The sequence below is a fragment of the Litoreibacter meonggei genome (assembly GCF_003663885.1).
Classification (GTDB): Bacteria; Pseudomonadota; Alphaproteobacteria; order Rhodobacterales; family Rhodobacteraceae; genus Litoreibacter; species Litoreibacter meonggei.
Genome location: NZ_RCCE01000001.1, coordinates 814,217 through 829,606, shown reverse-complemented (window position 1 = coordinate 829,606; position 15,390 = coordinate 814,217). Strand labels below are relative to the sequence as shown.

The window sequence follows — 15,390 nt, the reverse complement described above, 5'->3', positions numbered from 1 at the left end:
AGGGCCGCCCAGCCGGGCGGCCCTTTTTTGTTTTCTTGATTTCCCATTGCTCCCAATTCGGCCTAAGCATCCCTCATGCGTCTTTTCCTTTTGACTGCCCTCACCATGGTGGCGTTCGCCGCCAATTCAGTCTTGAACAAGCTAGGTGTCTCTCAGGGCGGAATGGAGCCGTTGGGTTTTGCCATGCTCCGCCTTTGGAGTGGTGCATTCATGTTGATGCTATTGGTGTGGGTCCGACATAATCCTGTTCCTGAGACCGGCAGCATGATCGGCGCTGCATCGCTGCTCGTTTATATGCTCGGCTTCTCACTAGCCTATGCGACGTTGGAGGCTGGTGTCGGCGCATTGATCCTGTTCGGAGTCGTCCAGATTACCATGTTCGCGGCCGCCGCGATCGCGGGGGAGCGGATTCCGTTCCTGCGCTATCTAGGCTGCGGTGTCGCGTTTGCGGGCCTTGTCGCGTTGCTTTGGCCGGTTGGAGGGGCTGTGCCCGACATCTGGGGAGCTTTACTGATGGCAGCTGCCGGTGTGGGCTGGGGTGTCTATACATTGCTGGGGCGCGGTGCGGTTGCTCCGTTGTTGCGAACTGAACGTAACTTTCGATACGCGGCGCTGTTCATGCTCGCCGTCGCGGTGGTGCTCGGTCCGCCAACCGGGGCACCCTTGGGGTATGTCGCGGCGGTGGCGTCTGGTGCTATCACTTCGGCGCTGGGGTATGCATTGTGGTATCGCGTGTTGCCACTGTTGCCGACCACCACGGCGGCGACAGCGCAACTGACGGTGCCTGTTATTGCTTTGGCAGGTGGCATGGCGTTTCTGGAAGAGGCGCTTACACTGCGCTTTGCCCTCGCCAGCGTGTTGGTGCTTGGCGGGGTCACCATGGCGTTACGCAGACCCCGCTAATTCAGCCGCGCCAGCAATCCGCCCGGTTGACGCTCGATCTTGCCTTCCAGCTCCAGCAAAGTCAGCTGTGGGGCAAGCGCGCCTGCATCGACGTTCAGATCGCGAAGCAATTGGTCTTCCGCCACAGGTGCCGGCCCGAGCAGCCCGAGAATTTGGGCATGGGCCGGCCCATGAGGGTGGACGGGTGTATTGGCCAACTGTTCGGCAGCCCGAGGGGCTTCGCGCATGTGCGGCGCGCCGACCCCCGCCAGCACATCCTGCGGTGAGCGTACCAAACTGGCCCCATCGCGGATCAACATGTTGCACCCCGCGGCGCGGGCATCCAGCGGGTGGCCCGGCACCGCCATGACGTCGCGCCCTTGGTCCAGCGCGTTGCGCGCGGTGATCAGGCTGCCGGACTTGGCAGCGGCTTCCACCACGACGACGGCACGCGCGAGGCCTGAGATGATCCGGTTGCGGCGCGGAAAGTCCCGCGCTTGTGGTTGCAGTCCCAACGGGCGCTCCGACAGGATCAGGCCCTGTTTGGCAATGTCGTCATGCAGTTTGGCATTTTCGCGCGGATACACCACGTCGAGTCCCCCCGCGACGACGGCGATGGTTCCGTGGGGCAGGGCGGCGACATGTGCGGCGGTGTCGATGCCGCGTGCCAGACCTGAACTGATGGCGTAGCCCGCATTGCCCAGATCGTTGGCCAAGCCTTGCGCCATGCGTGTCCCGAGCGAGGACGCGTTGCGCGCGCCGACCATCGCGATGCAGGCGCGGTTTGGCAGTGACACATTCCCCAACGCCCAAAGCAGGGGCGGGGCGTCATCCAAATCCATCAAAGCCTGCGGGTAGTCCGGCGCACCGTGCAGCAAAAGCTTCGCGCCAAGCTTTGCCCCCTGATCCAACTCACGTTGGGCGACCTCGGGCAAGCAGGGGGTGTAGCGCGCCACACCTGCGGCGGAGGCGATGTCGGGCAAAGCCTCAAGTGCTGCTTCGGCGGTGCCGTGTTCATCCAGAAGCCGGAAAAAAGTGCTCACGCCAACGCGGTGAGACCTGATCAGACGGAGCCAAGCGGACACATCGCCCTGTAGTCTTGGGGGTGCGAGGGGGGGTGGGGTAGACAGCAGGTCGCTGGCCATACTTCGCTCCGTCTAATCAGTGGCCTCACTTTGACGCGACGGAGTTAAAGGAAAATGAATGCGGGCAATAAGATGAGATATTTCTGATAAGCTGTTGAGTACAGTTAATTTAAAATTCTAGAGAAGCCGTATCGGACAGGTTGCAGGGATTGCAAATCCCTGCCTCAAGCCGACTCGCTTAGGTGGCCGAGCCACCCACTGTCAGCCCGCCGATTTTCAGCGTGGGTTGGCCCACACCCACCGGCACCCACTGGCCCGCCTTGCCGCAATTGCCCATGCCTGGGTCCAGCGCCATGTCGTCGCCTATGGCTTGGATGTGCTTCAGCGCAGTCGCCCCGTCACCGATCAGCGTCGCACCGTTCACCGGCTCGCCCACAACGCCATTTCTGACGCGGTAGGCCTCTGTGCAACTGAACACGAACTTGCCGTTGGTGATATCCACCTGCCCGCCGCCAAAGCCCACGGCGTAAATCCCGTCTTTCAGGTCACGCACAATCGCCTCCGGTTCCGCATCGCCGCCGAGCATATAGGTGTTGGTCATGCGCGGCATCGGTGTGTGGGCATAGCTTTCGCGGCGTCCATTGCCCGTTGGCTCCACCCCCATCAGGCGGGCATTCTGGCGGTCCTGCATGTAGCCGACAAGCACCCCGTCCTCGATCAAAGTGTTCTTGGCCGAAGGCGTGCCTTCGTCATCCACGGTGATCGAGCCACGGCGGTCGGGGATCGTGCCGTCATCCAGCACGGTGACGCCCTTGGCGGCAATCTGTTGCCCCATCAACCCCGCAAAGGCGGAGGTTTTCTTGCGGTTGAAGTCACCCTCCAACCCATGCCCAATGGCCTCGTGCAGCAAAATTCCGGGCCAGCCGGGGCCAAGCACTACGTCCATGACACCCGCAGGAGCTGGAACCGCGTCGAGGTTAACCAGCGCGATGCGCAAAGCCTCGCGGATCAGGCCCTGCCAATGCGCTGGCTCCAGCAACCCGTCCAGCATGGTGCGCCCGCCGCCGCCTGCCGTGCCGCTTTCGCGCCGCCCGTCTTTTTCTGCGATCACCGAGACATTGATGCGGGTCATCGGGCGGTCATCGGTGACCAAGGTGCCGTCGGGCCGCAAAATCGCGACCTCCTGATGGGACGCGGCCAGCGAGGCGGACACTTGCACCACGCGCGGGTCCAATGCGCGGGCAAAGGCGTCGATTTCGCGCAGGGTGTCGACCTTGGCGGTGAACGCGATGCCCTCCATCGGGTCCATGTCGGAATAGAGCTTGCGGTTGGTGCGTGCGGGGGCAGGGGCCAGCGTGCCGCCGCCTGCGCCGACCGCAAGGCGGGCGGTCTCAGAGGCGCGGATCATCGCGTGTTCGGAAATCTCGGTGGCGTGGGCGTATCCGGCGGTCTCGCCGCGCACCGCGCGCAGGCCGAACCCTTCGGAGGCGTCGTAGCTGGCGGTTTTCAGGCGGCAGTCGTCAAAAGCGAAAACCTCGCCGCGTTTGCGCTCCAGATACAGCTCGCCATCGTCGGCTCCGGCGGTCGCAGCACGGAGAATCTCTAAGGCGCGGTCTTGGTCCAACATGGTCTCGAACGGGCGGAACGGGGCGGCGTTAGCGGAGGTCATTGGTGATTCCCTTGATTTGGCGCAAAATTGTGTGCGGCATCGTGGCGCTTTCAACGTGTCTGCGCTTGCCCCTTGCATGGTAATATGGTTTCTCACAGGCCAGACGCAAGCGGGGGAGCCGTGCCGAAAGTGCATGGCCCTGACAACGACGGGAACAACAGATGAGAATTGCAAAACTTTTTGCTGGCTTTGCGGGCCTTTTTGCCGCCACTGGCGCATATGCGCAAGCAGCACTCGAGAACTTGAACTTGGAGATTGTCGGCAAGCCGAACGCCGAGACGACATTGAGTTTTCAACCTGCAGTCACCGAGCTGGCTCGCGACCTGCATTGGCTGGACCATTTTGTCTTCGTGATCATTACCGTGATTACTGTGTTCGTAACCGCTTTGCTGCTTTGGTGCGCCTATCGCTTCAACGCCAAGCGGAACCCGAACGCGGCGACGTTTACCCACCATTCCACCCTAGAGGTGGCTTGGACCATGGTTCCCGTGATCATTCTGGTCATCATCGGCGCGTTCTCGGTTCCGGTCCTGTTCAAGCAACAGCGCATTCCTGAAGGCGACATCGTGATCAAGGCCACTGGCTACCAGTGGTATTGGGGCTACGAGTATGTTGACCACGGCTTTGGCTTTGACAGCATCATGATTGGCGCTGGCGAAAACCGCCTGACACCGGACGTCGAGGCCGAGCTGGTCGAAGCGGGCTACAGCAAGGATGAGTTCCTGCTGGCCACCGACACTTCCGTCGTCGTTCCAGTGAACAAAACCATCGTGATGCAGGTCACCGGCGCGGACGTGATCCACTCTTGGACAATCCCCGCCTTTGGTGTGAAGCAAGACGCCGTTCCTGGCCGTCTGGCAGCGCTTTGGTTCAAGGCCGAGAAAGAGGGCATCTATTTCGGTCAATGCTCCGAGCTGTGCGGCCAAGCCCACGCCTACATGCCGATCACCGTGAAAGTGGTCAGCCAAGAGGTGTATGATGCATGGCTGGAAGGCGCGATCGAAGAATTTGCAGGGACACCCCTGTCCGTGCAGGTTGCTTCCGCTAACTAATTTAGGTGTGGCGGGGTGAACCCCGCCCTACCGCTTCCTCTCTTTCTTGGGTGTAACGCCACATGACTGACGCGACACAAAACATCGGGACGACTGCTGGCGAAGGCCAGTTCGGCGACTATTGGGCGTTGCTCAAGCCGCGCGTGATGTCGTTGGTGGTGTTTACCGCCGCCGTTGGTGTGTTCGTGGCCCCCGTCAGCGTGCACCCCTTCATCGCCATGGTGTCGATCCTGTTCATCGCCTTGGGTGGCGGCGCGTCCGGCGCGCTGAACATGTGGTACGACCACGACATCGACACCATCATGAAGCGCACGGCCAACCGTCCCGTCCCGTCGGGCAAGGTGGCCCCGGGCGAGGCGCTGACCTTGGGTCTGTGGCTGTCGTTCATCTCGGTCACCATGTTGGGGCTGGCCTCCAACTGGGTCGCCGCTGGCTTGCTGGCTTTTACGATTTTTTTCTACGCCGTTGTTTACACCATGTGGCTGAAACGCTGGACCCCGCAAAATATCGTGATCGGTGGCGCGGCTGGTGCGTTCCCGCCGATGATCGGCTGGGCCGTGGCTACGGGCGGCGTTTCGCTTGAGAGTGTCTTGCTGTTCTGCCTCGTGTTCATGTGGACGCCGCCCCATTTCTGGGCCTTGGCGCTGTTCATGAACAACGACTACACCAATGCGGGCGTGCCGATGCTGACCGTGACCCACGGCAAGCGCGAAACCCGCAAGCAAATCTTCATCTACGCCGTGCTTCTGGCCCCGCTGGCCATCGGAGCGGCCTTCACCTCCATCGGTGGCTGGATTTACTTGACCGCGGCTCTCTACTTGAACGCAAAATTCGTGTGGGGTGCGTGGAAGTTGTGGCAACGCGAGGAAGCCGACGCCGAGGCTGATATCTATACCGCCGAGAAAGCCTATTTCCGCTTCTCGCTCGTCTATCTGTTCGCCAGCTTCAGCGCCCTGCTGCTGCAAGCGGTTTGGGTTAAAGCCGGCATGGGGGCTTGGTAGAAATCATGGCACTCAGAGTTGAACATGAGCTGCACAAGCGCCGCTTCGGCCGCAACCTTGGTGTGGGCCTGCTGCTGGTTGGCTTTGTCGCCATCGTCTTCGGGCTGACCGTGGTGAAGGTGCAAAACACCGGCTTCGTCGAGGGCTATGACCACGTGGCCCGTCCGGCGCTGATCCCTGACGAGGGCGGCAACTGATGGCGCGCAAGCTCGATCCCAAGCAACGCACCATGGCGGTGCTGGTCGGTGTTGTGCTGACCATGGGCGCGCTCGGTTTCGCCTCCGTGCCGCTTTACGATCTGTTCTGCCGTGTCACAGGCTATGGCGGAACGACGGCGCAGGCGGATGCAGACTCCGACGTCATTCTGGACCGCACCATCAACGTGCGCTTCGACGGGTCACTGTCGTCCAACATGGCGTGGGAGTTCAAACCGGTGCAGCGCGAAATGACCGTGCGCATCGGCGAGACCGGTCTGGCCTTCTACGAGGCCTACAATCCGACTGATCGCCCGATTGCAGGTCAGGCCAGCTACAACGTCTTCCCGTTCACCGCGGGCGGCTACTTCAACAAGATCGCGTGTTTCTGCTTCACCGAGCAGGTTTTACAACCCGGTGAGCGCATCCAGATGCCCGTGACTTTCTTTGTCGATCCGGAAATCGTCGACGATCCTGACGCAAAGTTTGTCGAGGAAATAACCCTCAGCTATACCTTCTACGAGATCGACCTGCCGGACGGGGGCGCGCAAGCGGCCCTGACACCCGAGCAGCCCGCAAAAACAACTGAATATAACTAAGCCCACCACGAGGGAGCCCAACAAAATGGCACATGCCAAGAACCACGATTACCACATTCTGCCGCCGTCGATTAATCCGTTCCTCGGTGCACTCGCGGCGTTCGTTATGCTCACCGGCGCTGTGCTGTGGATGCATGACGGCGGCCCATGGCTGTTCGCGATTGGCTTCGCCACCGTGCTGTATACCATGTTCAGCTGGTGGTCCGAGATGGTCGACGAAGGCCAGCAAGGCGATCACACCCCGGTGGTGCGTATCGGCCTGCGGTATGGCTTCATCTTCTTCATCATGTCCGAGGTCATGTTCTTCGTGGCTTGGTTCTGGTCCTTCTTCAAACACGCCATGTACCCGATGGGCCCCCTAAGCCCTGCGGTCGATGGCCAATGGCCACCCGCAGGCATCGAGACGTTCGACCCTTGGCACCTGCCATTGATCAACACGTTGATCCTGCTCTGCTCCGGTGCCGCCGCGACTTGGGCGCACCACGCGCTGGCCCACGAGAACAACCGCAAAGACCTGAAAAACGGTCTGATCCTCGCGATTGCATTGGGCGCGTTGTTCACCGCGTTCCAAGCCTATGAGTATAGCCACGCAGCCTTCGGCTTCTCGGGCAACATCTATGGCGCCAACTTCTTCATGGCGACAGGCTTTCACGGCTTCCACGTTCTGGTCGGGACCATCTTCCTGCTAGTCTGTCTGATCCGTGCTTACAAAGGTCACTTCACGCCGGAACAACATGTCGGCTTCGAGGCTGCCGCTTGGTACTGGCACTTCGTGGACGTGGTCTGGCTGTTCCTGTTCGCAGCGGTCTACATCTGGGGCGGCTAATTTTCTGCCCCAGAAAATTGACAAAAGTTTGCAGACAAACTTTTTGGCGCGAGGGGAAACCCTCGCGCTTCTTCATTGAGGTGACATGACCAAACGAATGATCCTGCCTTTGCTGTTCGGCCTGATCGGTTGCGCTATTCTGGTGAGCCTCGGGACATGGCAAGTGAAGCGCCTTGCGTGGAAAGAGGCGATGCTGTCCGAAATCGACGCACGGATCACGGCGCAGGCCGTGGCCTTGCCCGCAAGTCTGGGCAAGCAGGACGACCTGTATCTACCAGTGCAAGCAACAGGCACATTCGGTGCGGATCGCATCCGCGTGTTGGTCAGCCAGAAGAAGGTCGGTGCGGGCTACCGGATCATCAGTCCCTTCACGACACAAGGCCGCACGATCATGGTGGATCGTGGCGTCATCCCGATTGCCGACATGTTGCCAGAGCCCCCGACGGGCGAGGTGACGGTGACCGGCAATATCCATTGGCCGCAAGAGGTCGATAGCTACACGCCGGACCCCGACGAAGCGCGTGACATTTGGTTCGCCCGCGACGTCGCCCGCATGGCCGCCAAGCTGGGCTCTGAGCCTGTCTTGCTCATCTTGCGCTCTGCAACGCCGGCCACCCCCGAAATCACCCCGCTCCCCGTCAGCCGCGCTGGCATCCCCAATGACCACCTGTCTTATGCGATCACATGGTTTTCGCTCGCAGTGATATGGTTTGGGATGACAGTCTTTTTGCTTTGGCGTATCAGGCAGCGGACCGTTTGAAGGAACACCCCATGCGTTACATCTCGACCCGCGGCAAAGCTCCTGTCCTGACATTCGAGCAGGCCATGCTCACCGGCCTTGCCCGCGACGGTGGATTATACCTGCCGGAGAGCATTCCGACGCTGGACCATGACGCCATCCGCGCCATGCGCGGGGCTTCTTACGAGGATGTGGCCTTCACCGTGATGCGCCCCTTCATTGGCGACACCTTCACCGATACCGAGTTCCGCGAGATCATCGCCAAAGCATACGCTGGCTTCGGCCACGACGCCCGCGCGCCTTTGGTGCAGTTGGGGTCAAACCACTACCTGCTGGAACTGTTCCACGGCCCGACCTTGGCGTTCAAAGACTTCGCCATGCAGATGATCGGCCAGATGTTTCAGGCCGCATTGAAACGTTCCGGCGAGCGGGTAACCATCGTGGGGGCGACCTCCGGTGACACGGGCTCCGCCGCGATCGAGGCGTTCCGTGGTCTGGATGCGGTCGATGTGTTCATCCTGTTTCCGCAAGGCCGCGTCTCGGATGTGCAGCGCCGCCAGATGACGACGCCGTCCGAGGACAACGTGCACGCCTTGGCTATCGAAGGTGACTTCGACACCTGCCAAGCCGCCGTGAAGGACATGTTCAACGATTTCGATTTCCGCGACGGGGTGCGCCTTGCGGGGGTCAACTCGATCAACTGGGCGCGGGTGTTGGCGCAGGTGGTGTATTACTTCACCTCTGCCGTGAGCCTCGGCGCGCCCGACCGCGAGATCAACTTCACCGTGCCGACAGGCAATTTTGGCGACATCTTCGCGGGCTATATCGCCAAGCAAATGGGATTGCCTATCGGCGATCTGGTGATCGCCACCAACCAGAACGACATCCTACACCGCACGCTGGAAACGGGCGCTTATACGACCGATGGCGTGAAGCCGTCGATCAGCCCGTCGATGGACATTCAGGTGTCGTCAAACTTCGAGCGGGCGCTGTTCTACGCCTATGGCCAAGATGGTGCTGCGGTGTCGGACCAGATGGACGAACTCAAAGCCAGCGGCGAATTCAAGGTCAGCCAAGGCGCCTACGAGGCGTTGAAGGAAACCTATGCGTCGGGTCGTGTCAGCGAGCAGGAAACCTCCGCCATGATCACCCGTGCCAATGCGACGATGGGCGAGCTGCTTTGCCCGCACTCCGCCGTGGGCGTGAAAGTGGCGATGGACCATCTGGGCGCAACCCCGATGATCACGCTGGCCACTGCGCATCCCGCGAAATTCCCGGCCGCCGTGGAAGCCGCGTCCGGCCACCATCCAGGCTTGCCCGACCGTATGTCGGACCTGTTCGAGCGCGAGGAGCGCATGACCGAATTGCCAAATGACATCGAGAAGATCAAAGCGCTGATCCGCGAGCGTATCAACGCATGACGCAGCAACTGACAGCCCTGTCCAACGGGTTTCGCATCGTCACCGAACATATGCCCTCGCTGGAAAGCGCCAGCGTGGGGATTTGGGTCAATGCAGGCGGACGCCATGAGCGGATCGAGCAAAACGGCATCGCGCATTTTCTGGAACATATGGCGTTCAAAGGCACCAAGCGGCGTAGCGCGTTGCAGATTGCCGAGGCGATTGAGGACGTGGGCGGCTACATCAACGCCTACACCTCGCGCGAGGTGACGGCTTACTATGCCCGCGTGCTGAAAGACGACGTGCCGCTGGCGATGGATGTGATCGGTGACATCGTGCGCCATCCGGTGTTCGACCCGCGCGAGATCGAGGTCGAGCGCGGCGTGATTTTGCAGGAAATCGGCATGTCGCTGGACACGCCCGACGATGTGATTTTCGACTGGCTGCAAGAAGCGGCTTACCCCGAACAGCCCATCGGGCGCACCATTTTGGGGCCGACGGAGCGGGTCTCGAACTTCTCCCGCGCCGACCTGTCTGCCTTTGTGGCGGAGCATTACGGCCCGCAAAACCTGATCCTGTCGGCGGCAGGCGCGGTGGATCACGACGAGATCGTGCGCATGGCTGAAGACATGTTCGGGGACATGCCGGCAGGGGCCGCATTGACCGCGGAACATGCCAGTTTTGCCGCGGGCGAGCGGCGCGAAGTAAAAGCGCTGGAGCAGGCGCATTTCACCTTGGCGCTCGAAGCGCCGGGGTATCGTGATGATGATTTCTATACAGCGCAGGTTTTTGCTTCTGCTTTCGGTGGCGGCATGTCCTCGCGCCTGTTCCAAGAGGTGCGCGAAAAGCGCGGGCTGTGCTACTCGATCTACAGCTCTATCGGCAGCTATTCCGATACCGGTATGATGACCGTCTATGCTGGCACCTCCGGCGACGATATCGCCGGGTTGGCCGATATCACGGTGGACGAGTTGAAACGCGCCGCGGGGGATATGTCCGAGGCGGAAGTGAACCGCGCGCGTGTGCAGATGAAAGCAGGCATGCTGATGGGGCTGGAAAGCCCGTCGTCGCGGGCGGAACGTCTGGCGCGGCTGGTCGGCATCTGGGGCCGCGTGCCGCCCTTATCCGAGACCATTGCCAAGATCGACGCGGTCGATGTCGCACAGGTACGCGGTTTCGCGGAGAAACTGGCCGGAGCCGAGGCGGCGATGGCCCTGTATGGTCCGGTGGAAAAAGCCCGCGATCTGGCCCATGTCGCCCGTAGGCTTGCCGCGTGATGCTTGGGCGCAAACGTAAAGTCCGTATCGAGACGGAGCGGATGGCGTTGCGCTTGCCCCAGCACGGTGACTTTCGCGAATGGGCGGCGCTTCGGTCGTCGTCGATCGAATTTCTGACCCCTTGGGAGCCATCTTGGGCATCCGATCATCTGACCCGGAAAAGCTTTACCAACCGCGTCTACTGGGCGCAGCGCTCCGTGAATAATGGCAATGCCATTCCGGTGTTTCTGGAGAGACGCGAAGACAAGGCGTTGCTGGGCGCAATTACCCTGGACAATATCCGCCGTGGCCCTGCGCAGGCGGGGACGTTGGGCTACTGGATGGGCCAGCACTTTGCGCGCCACGGGTATATGCAGGAAGCCATCCTCGGGCTGGTACATTATGCGTTTACGACGCTGGATTTGAGCCGCGTCGAGGCGGCGTGCCTGCCGGAAAACACCGCGTCGCGCGGGGTGCTGGAGAAATCGGGTTTCAAATACGAGGGTGTGGCGCAGAGCTATTTGCAAATCAACGGGCGCTGGCGCAATCACGTGTTGTTCGCCAATTTGCGCGGCGACCGTCGGGGTAAAACGGATGTTGGCTAGCGGCGCTGGCGTGGGCTCTTTGAATATTTTTACCAAGATGAAGACCATTTGATTTTGCACTGAGCCCCGTATGACCTAGCTTTGAGCTATGCGTTGGGTGTTTCTCTTTTTGATGATGCCGCTTGCGGCACTGGCTCAGGACCGCAGACCGAGCCATTGTATTGCCTTGGCCGACGCGCCGGGGGTCGAATATATAAAGCGCGCAGCGTTCGGGGAGGCGCTGGACGACTACACCGTTCGGCTCAGCTACATTGCCCATGCCACGTTCATTCTGGAGACCTCAGGCGGGCTGACGGCGGCCACCGACTATACCGGATTTTTCGGCGTGCGGGATTTTGTGCCGGATGTCGTCACGATGAACCACGCCCATTCGAGCCATTGGACGCCAAGCCCTGATCCGCGTATCAAGCATGTGCTGCGCGGCTGGCAGCAGGATCATCATCTGGACCTTGGCGAGATGCTGGTGCGCAATGTGTCGACGGATATCCGTGGGCAGTTTTCCGGCGATGTGGAGAAGAATGGCAATTCCATCTTCGTGTTCGAGGTGGCGGGGCTGTGCATCGGGCATCTGGGGCATTTGCATCACGAGCCGGATCAGGCGCAATACGCAGCACTCGGGCGGCTCGATGTCGTGATGGCCCCCGTGGATGGCGGGCTGACGCTGGATTTGCCGACCATGGTGAAGGTGCTGAAGCGGCTGAAATCCTCGGTGGTGATCCCGATGCATTGGTGGGCGGATGGATCGCTGGGGCGGTTCGTGGCGGGCATGTCGGATGAGTTCGCCATTGACCGGCGCCGCGACAGTTCGCTTGAGGTATCGCTGCGCACGCTGCCGAAGCGGCCCACCGTGATCACCTTGCGGCCAGCCTATTTGCGAGCCGCGATTGAATGAGCTTTCCCTTGCCGAATAGCCGCGCAATAAAGACCCCATGCTGAATTCTGTGACTGACGCCCTTCGGGCAGAGCTGACCTCGAAACTTCCCGCAGCCGCGTTTCGCGAGCTGACCGATGCCTACCTGCACGAGCCGCGCGGGCGCTATCACGGGGGCGACGGCTTCCTGATTGCGCCCGATTGCACGCAGGATGTCGCATTGGTGGTGCGCGCTTGCGCTGCGGCAGGGGTCGGGATCATTCCTTATGGCGGTGGCACTGGTCTTGTCGGCGGGCAGGTGCTGGAGAGCGGCCCGGTGCCGGTGATCCTGTCGCTGGAGCGGATGACCAAAATCCGCGACGTGTTTCCGAACGAGAATGTGCTGGTGGCCGAGGCGGGAACGATCCTCGCGTCGGTTCAGGACGCCGCCGAGGCGGTTAATCGCGTGTTTCCGTTATCATTGGCCTCCGAAGGGTCTGCGCGGATTGGCGGCAACCTGTCGACCAATGCGGGCGGGGTGAATGTGCTGCGCTACGGCAATGCACGGGATTTATGCGTGGGGCTGGAGGCGGTGCTGCCGGACGGCGCGATCCTGAACGGGCTGTCGCGGCTGAAAAAGAACAATACCGGCTATGACCTGCGCCATCTGATGATCGGGGCGGAGGGGACGCTGGGGATTATCACCGCAGCATCGCTGAAACTGTTCCCGAAACCCGCAGGTGAAGGGGCCGCTTTGATGGTTGTGCTGGACCCGCAGGCCGCCCTCGACCTGCTGTCTTTGGCGGGGGATTTGCTGGGGCATCAGGTCTCGGCCTTCGAGTTGATCAACCATATGGGGCTGGATTTCCTGCGAGAGGTCGGGCCTGACGTCCGAATACCTTTCGCGCAGGCACCGGAGTGGATGGTTCTGATTGATGTCGGCTGTGTCGCGGGGGTGGAGCCGTCGCAGGCGCTGGAGCGATTGTTTGAAGCCGGAGCGGAACGGGGGTTGGTGAGCGACGGAGTGATTGCGCAATCCGGCGCGCAGCGGGAGGCGTTCTGGACCATCCGTGAAAGCATTCCGGAGGCGAACCGCCGGATCGGCTCGGTCTCGTCGCATGACACGTCGGTTCCGGTGGGACGCATCCCCGAGTTCATCGACCGCGCTGGCGCGGCGCTGGCGCGGGTCGACGATTTCCGGATCAATTGCTTTGGCCATGTGGGGGACGGCAATCTGCATTACAACGTATTTCCACAAAAGGGGAAGTCGCGGGCGGACCATGACCACCAGCGCGCCGAGGTGAAGCGGATCGTGCATGATCTGGCGGTAGACATGGGAGGCTCGTTTTCGGCAGAGCACGGGATCGGGCGGCTCAAGGTTGATGACTTGAACCGGTATGGCGACCCGACAAAGCTGGCGGCGATGCGGGCGATCAAGGCGGCGCTGGACCCGAAGGGTATTATGAACCCCGGCGCGGTGGTTGCAGGGTAGGGAGATTAGTGGGGTTCTGCGCCACGCGCGGCGAATTCAGTGGGGCTCTGCCCCACACCCCGAGGTATTTTTGAAGCAATGATGGGGGAAGCTGTGGGTTAGTCGCCTTCGAACTCGCACAGCACATGGACATCTTGCCCCATGGCTTCCAGCTTGGCGCGCCCGCCCAGATCGGGCAGATCGATGATGAAGCTACACCCGATGACCTCTGCCCCGAGTTTTTCGATTAGTTTGATACCTGCCTCGGCGGTGCCGCCGGTGGCCAGAAGGTCGTCGATCAGCAGGACCTTCTCACCGGGTTGCAGGCTGTCATCATGCAGCTCCATCGTCGCCTCGCCATATTCGAGCTTGTAGCTTTGCTCGATGGTTTTGCCAGGCAGTTTGCCCTTCTTGCGGATCGGGACGAAGCCCACGGACAATTGGTGCGCGATGGCACCGCCCATGATGAAGCCGCGCGCCTCAAGACCTGCCACTTTGTCGAAGCGTTGCCCTGCATAGGGGTGCAGCAACTGGTCGACCGCCATGCGAAAGCCGCGGGCGTCCAGAAACAGGGTGGTGACATCGCGGAACATGATCCCCTCATGAGGGAAGTTCGGGATGGTGCGAATGTAGTCTTTGACCTGTTTGGTGTTTGGCATGACCGGCTCCGGAGATTGCGTACATCTCCGGATACCGCAGGGCTGCCGTGGTTAAAAGCCTTTAACCCAAGCGCGCGGCTTGCACATGCATCCAGTCGAAATTCTTGATGCGACCAAGCGAGGTCCAGCCTTGCCGCTCCCAGATTTCCCAGAAGTCGGCGCAGTCGGGATGCGCGAAGCTGGCGCGGCCACGGCCCCATTTCAGGCGATTGCGTTCGGGGTCGAAGTCGATGGCGATGCCCCAGCTATGGGTGGACCAGCTGCTGCCGCCGCGCATTTTACGCGGGTTGTAGTCGCCGCCGAACAGATCGAAGCCGAGGCGTTCGATTTCCTTGAGGCCATAGTGGTCGTGCACCCGCTCAACGACCTCGCCCAGACTGTCGGCCACTTTGCGGTGGACCCTGAAGCCGGAGCGGCGTTGCGCCTTGTTCCACGCGATTTTGAGCGGCCAGGGGCAGGGGACCGACACCAGATCGGGAGAGCGCCCGCCGGGGACACCGTGCGGTCCGTAGAAATTTGTCATCTGGGACTGCTTGGGGAACTGGTGCGGGTTGGCGTCGATTGGCTCCACGTCGCGCCACGCATGAATGAAGCCATTCTGCAGCTTTTCCTCCAATGCGTCGGCGGCCCATGCGGTTTGCGGGCCCCAGAAGCCGTCAATCGCGCCGGCATTCACGTCGTTGGCGTGGCAATAGAGTTGTAAGAAGATGAGGGTTTGTCGCTTGCCGCTCAGGGTTTTCCATCCCGCAGGTGGCGTGCCGTCGATCTGCGGGATGCCCTTCTTGACGGCCGCATGGGTTTTGGCGCCACGATCCCCGTCAACGCGACCCGAGTAGTGACCCATTTCCTTGAGCTTGGACTGCACAAGTTTGATGGCTGCTGTGTCCATGCGAAAATCCTCCTGTCCAATATTAGAATGGTTGAAATGAGCCTAGTTTACGTCAGGGCAATCTTTCACGTGAGTGAAATCGTAAGCGATTGTAATAAAATAGAAAATACTTAACTGCGCAAGCCTTTGGTCACAGTTTTCTCACGGCTGAGGCGCAGGTGGGTTGTGGTATACTTTGGCCACTTTCTTTCGTTTTTGCCAAAAAGGAGTTTG

At 60.9% G+C, this 15,390-nt stretch carries 16 protein-coding genes; 12 read left to right on the top strand and 4 right to left on the bottom strand.

The window, feature by feature from the left end; genetic code table 11:
- The first annotated feature begins 75 nt into the window (after positions 1–75).
- On the top strand, positions 76–903 hold the full coding sequence (locus BCF46_RS04135) for a DMT family transporter (RefSeq protein WP_121021968.1): 828 nt from the start codon (positions 76–78) through the stop codon (positions 901–903).
- Here the strand turns inward: BCF46_RS04135 and dprA are convergent.
- Together dprA and tldD are read right to left on the bottom strand one after the other, a co-directional pair.
- Positions 900–2,027 carry a DNA-processing protein DprA gene (gene dprA / locus BCF46_RS04130; protein WP_121021966.1) on the bottom strand — a complete coding sequence of 376 codons (1,128 nt, stop codon included), beginning with the start codon at positions 2,025–2,027 and terminating at the stop codon, positions 900–902. The two genes, BCF46_RS04135 and dprA, sit on opposite strands and share 4 nt — an antisense overlap.
- Before the next feature lie 178 nt (positions 2,028–2,205).
- Positions 2,206–3,636, bottom strand: a complete 1,431-nt coding sequence (gene tldD, locus BCF46_RS04125; protein ID WP_121021964.1) for a metalloprotease TldD — start codon at positions 3,634–3,636, stop codon at positions 2,206–2,208.
- A 161-nt stretch (positions 3,637–3,797) separates the two neighbouring features.
- Here tldD and coxB point away from each other — a divergent pair, with 161 nt between their 5' ends.
- The 11 genes from coxB to BCF46_RS04070 all read left to right on the top strand — a co-directional run bounded on the left by coxB (position 3,798) and on the right by BCF46_RS04070 (position 13,650).
- On the top strand, positions 3,798–4,688 hold the full coding sequence (gene coxB, locus BCF46_RS04120) for a cytochrome c oxidase subunit II (protein WP_121021962.1): 891 nt from the start codon (positions 3,798–3,800) through the stop codon (positions 4,686–4,688).
- A gap of 62 nt (positions 4,689–4,750) precedes the next feature.
- Positions 4,751–5,689: a heme o synthase gene (gene cyoE, locus BCF46_RS04115; protein WP_121021961.1), complete on the top strand. Its 939-nt coding sequence runs from the start codon at positions 4,751–4,753 to the stop codon at positions 5,687–5,689.
- Between the two features lie 5 nt (positions 5,690–5,694).
- Positions 5,695–5,886, top strand: a complete 192-nt coding sequence (locus BCF46_RS04110) for a hypothetical protein (protein ID WP_121021959.1) — start codon at positions 5,695–5,697, stop codon at positions 5,884–5,886.
- On the top strand, positions 5,886–6,482 hold the full coding sequence (locus BCF46_RS04105; RefSeq protein WP_121021957.1) for a cytochrome c oxidase assembly protein: 597 nt from the start codon (positions 5,886–5,888) through the stop codon (positions 6,480–6,482). Before BCF46_RS04110 ends, BCF46_RS04105 begins: the two co-directional genes overlap by 1 nt.
- Before the next feature lie 25 nt (positions 6,483–6,507).
- Entirely contained in the window at positions 6,508–7,308 is an 801-nt protein-coding gene (locus BCF46_RS04100) for a cytochrome c oxidase subunit 3 (protein WP_121021955.1), read from the top strand.
- 85 nt (positions 7,309–7,393) lie between these two features.
- A complete protein-coding gene (locus BCF46_RS04095; protein ID WP_121021953.1) occupies positions 7,394–8,068 on the top strand; it encodes an SURF1 family protein in 675 nt (224 codons plus the stop codon).
- Between the two features lie 11 nt (positions 8,069–8,079).
- Entirely contained in the window at positions 8,080–9,468 is a 1,389-nt protein-coding gene (gene thrC / locus BCF46_RS04090) for a threonine synthase (protein WP_121021951.1), read from the top strand.
- On the top strand, positions 9,465–10,724 hold the full coding sequence (locus BCF46_RS04085; protein ID WP_121021949.1) for a M16 family metallopeptidase: 1,260 nt from the start codon (positions 9,465–9,467) through the stop codon (positions 10,722–10,724). The genes thrC and BCF46_RS04085 overlap by 4 nt, the downstream gene beginning before the upstream one ends.
- A complete protein-coding gene (locus tag BCF46_RS04080; protein ID WP_121021947.1) occupies positions 10,724–11,308 on the top strand; it encodes a GNAT family N-acetyltransferase in 585 nt (194 codons plus the stop codon). Before BCF46_RS04085 ends, BCF46_RS04080 begins: the two co-directional genes overlap by 1 nt.
- Before the next feature lie 88 nt (positions 11,309–11,396).
- Positions 11,397–12,200: an MBL fold metallo-hydrolase gene (locus BCF46_RS04075; protein ID WP_121021945.1), complete on the top strand. Its 804-nt coding sequence runs from the start codon at positions 11,397–11,399 to the stop codon at positions 12,198–12,200.
- A gap of 37 nt (positions 12,201–12,237) precedes the next feature.
- Entirely contained in the window at positions 12,238–13,650 is a 1,413-nt protein-coding gene (locus BCF46_RS04070) for an FAD-binding oxidoreductase (RefSeq protein ID WP_121021943.1), read from the top strand.
- 98 nt (positions 13,651–13,748) lie between these two features.
- Here BCF46_RS04070 and BCF46_RS04065 read toward each other — a convergent pair whose 3' ends face one another.
- Both BCF46_RS04065 and BCF46_RS04060 read right to left on the bottom strand, forming a co-directional pair.
- Positions 13,749–14,288: an adenine phosphoribosyltransferase gene (locus BCF46_RS04065; protein WP_121021941.1), complete on the bottom strand. Its 540-nt coding sequence runs from the start codon at positions 14,286–14,288 to the stop codon at positions 13,749–13,751.
- 61 nt (positions 14,289–14,349) lie between these two features.
- Positions 14,350–15,177: a M15 family metallopeptidase gene (locus BCF46_RS04060; protein WP_121021939.1), complete on the bottom strand. Its 828-nt coding sequence runs from the start codon at positions 15,175–15,177 to the stop codon at positions 14,350–14,352.
- Between the last annotated feature and the right edge of the window lie 213 nt (positions 15,178–15,390).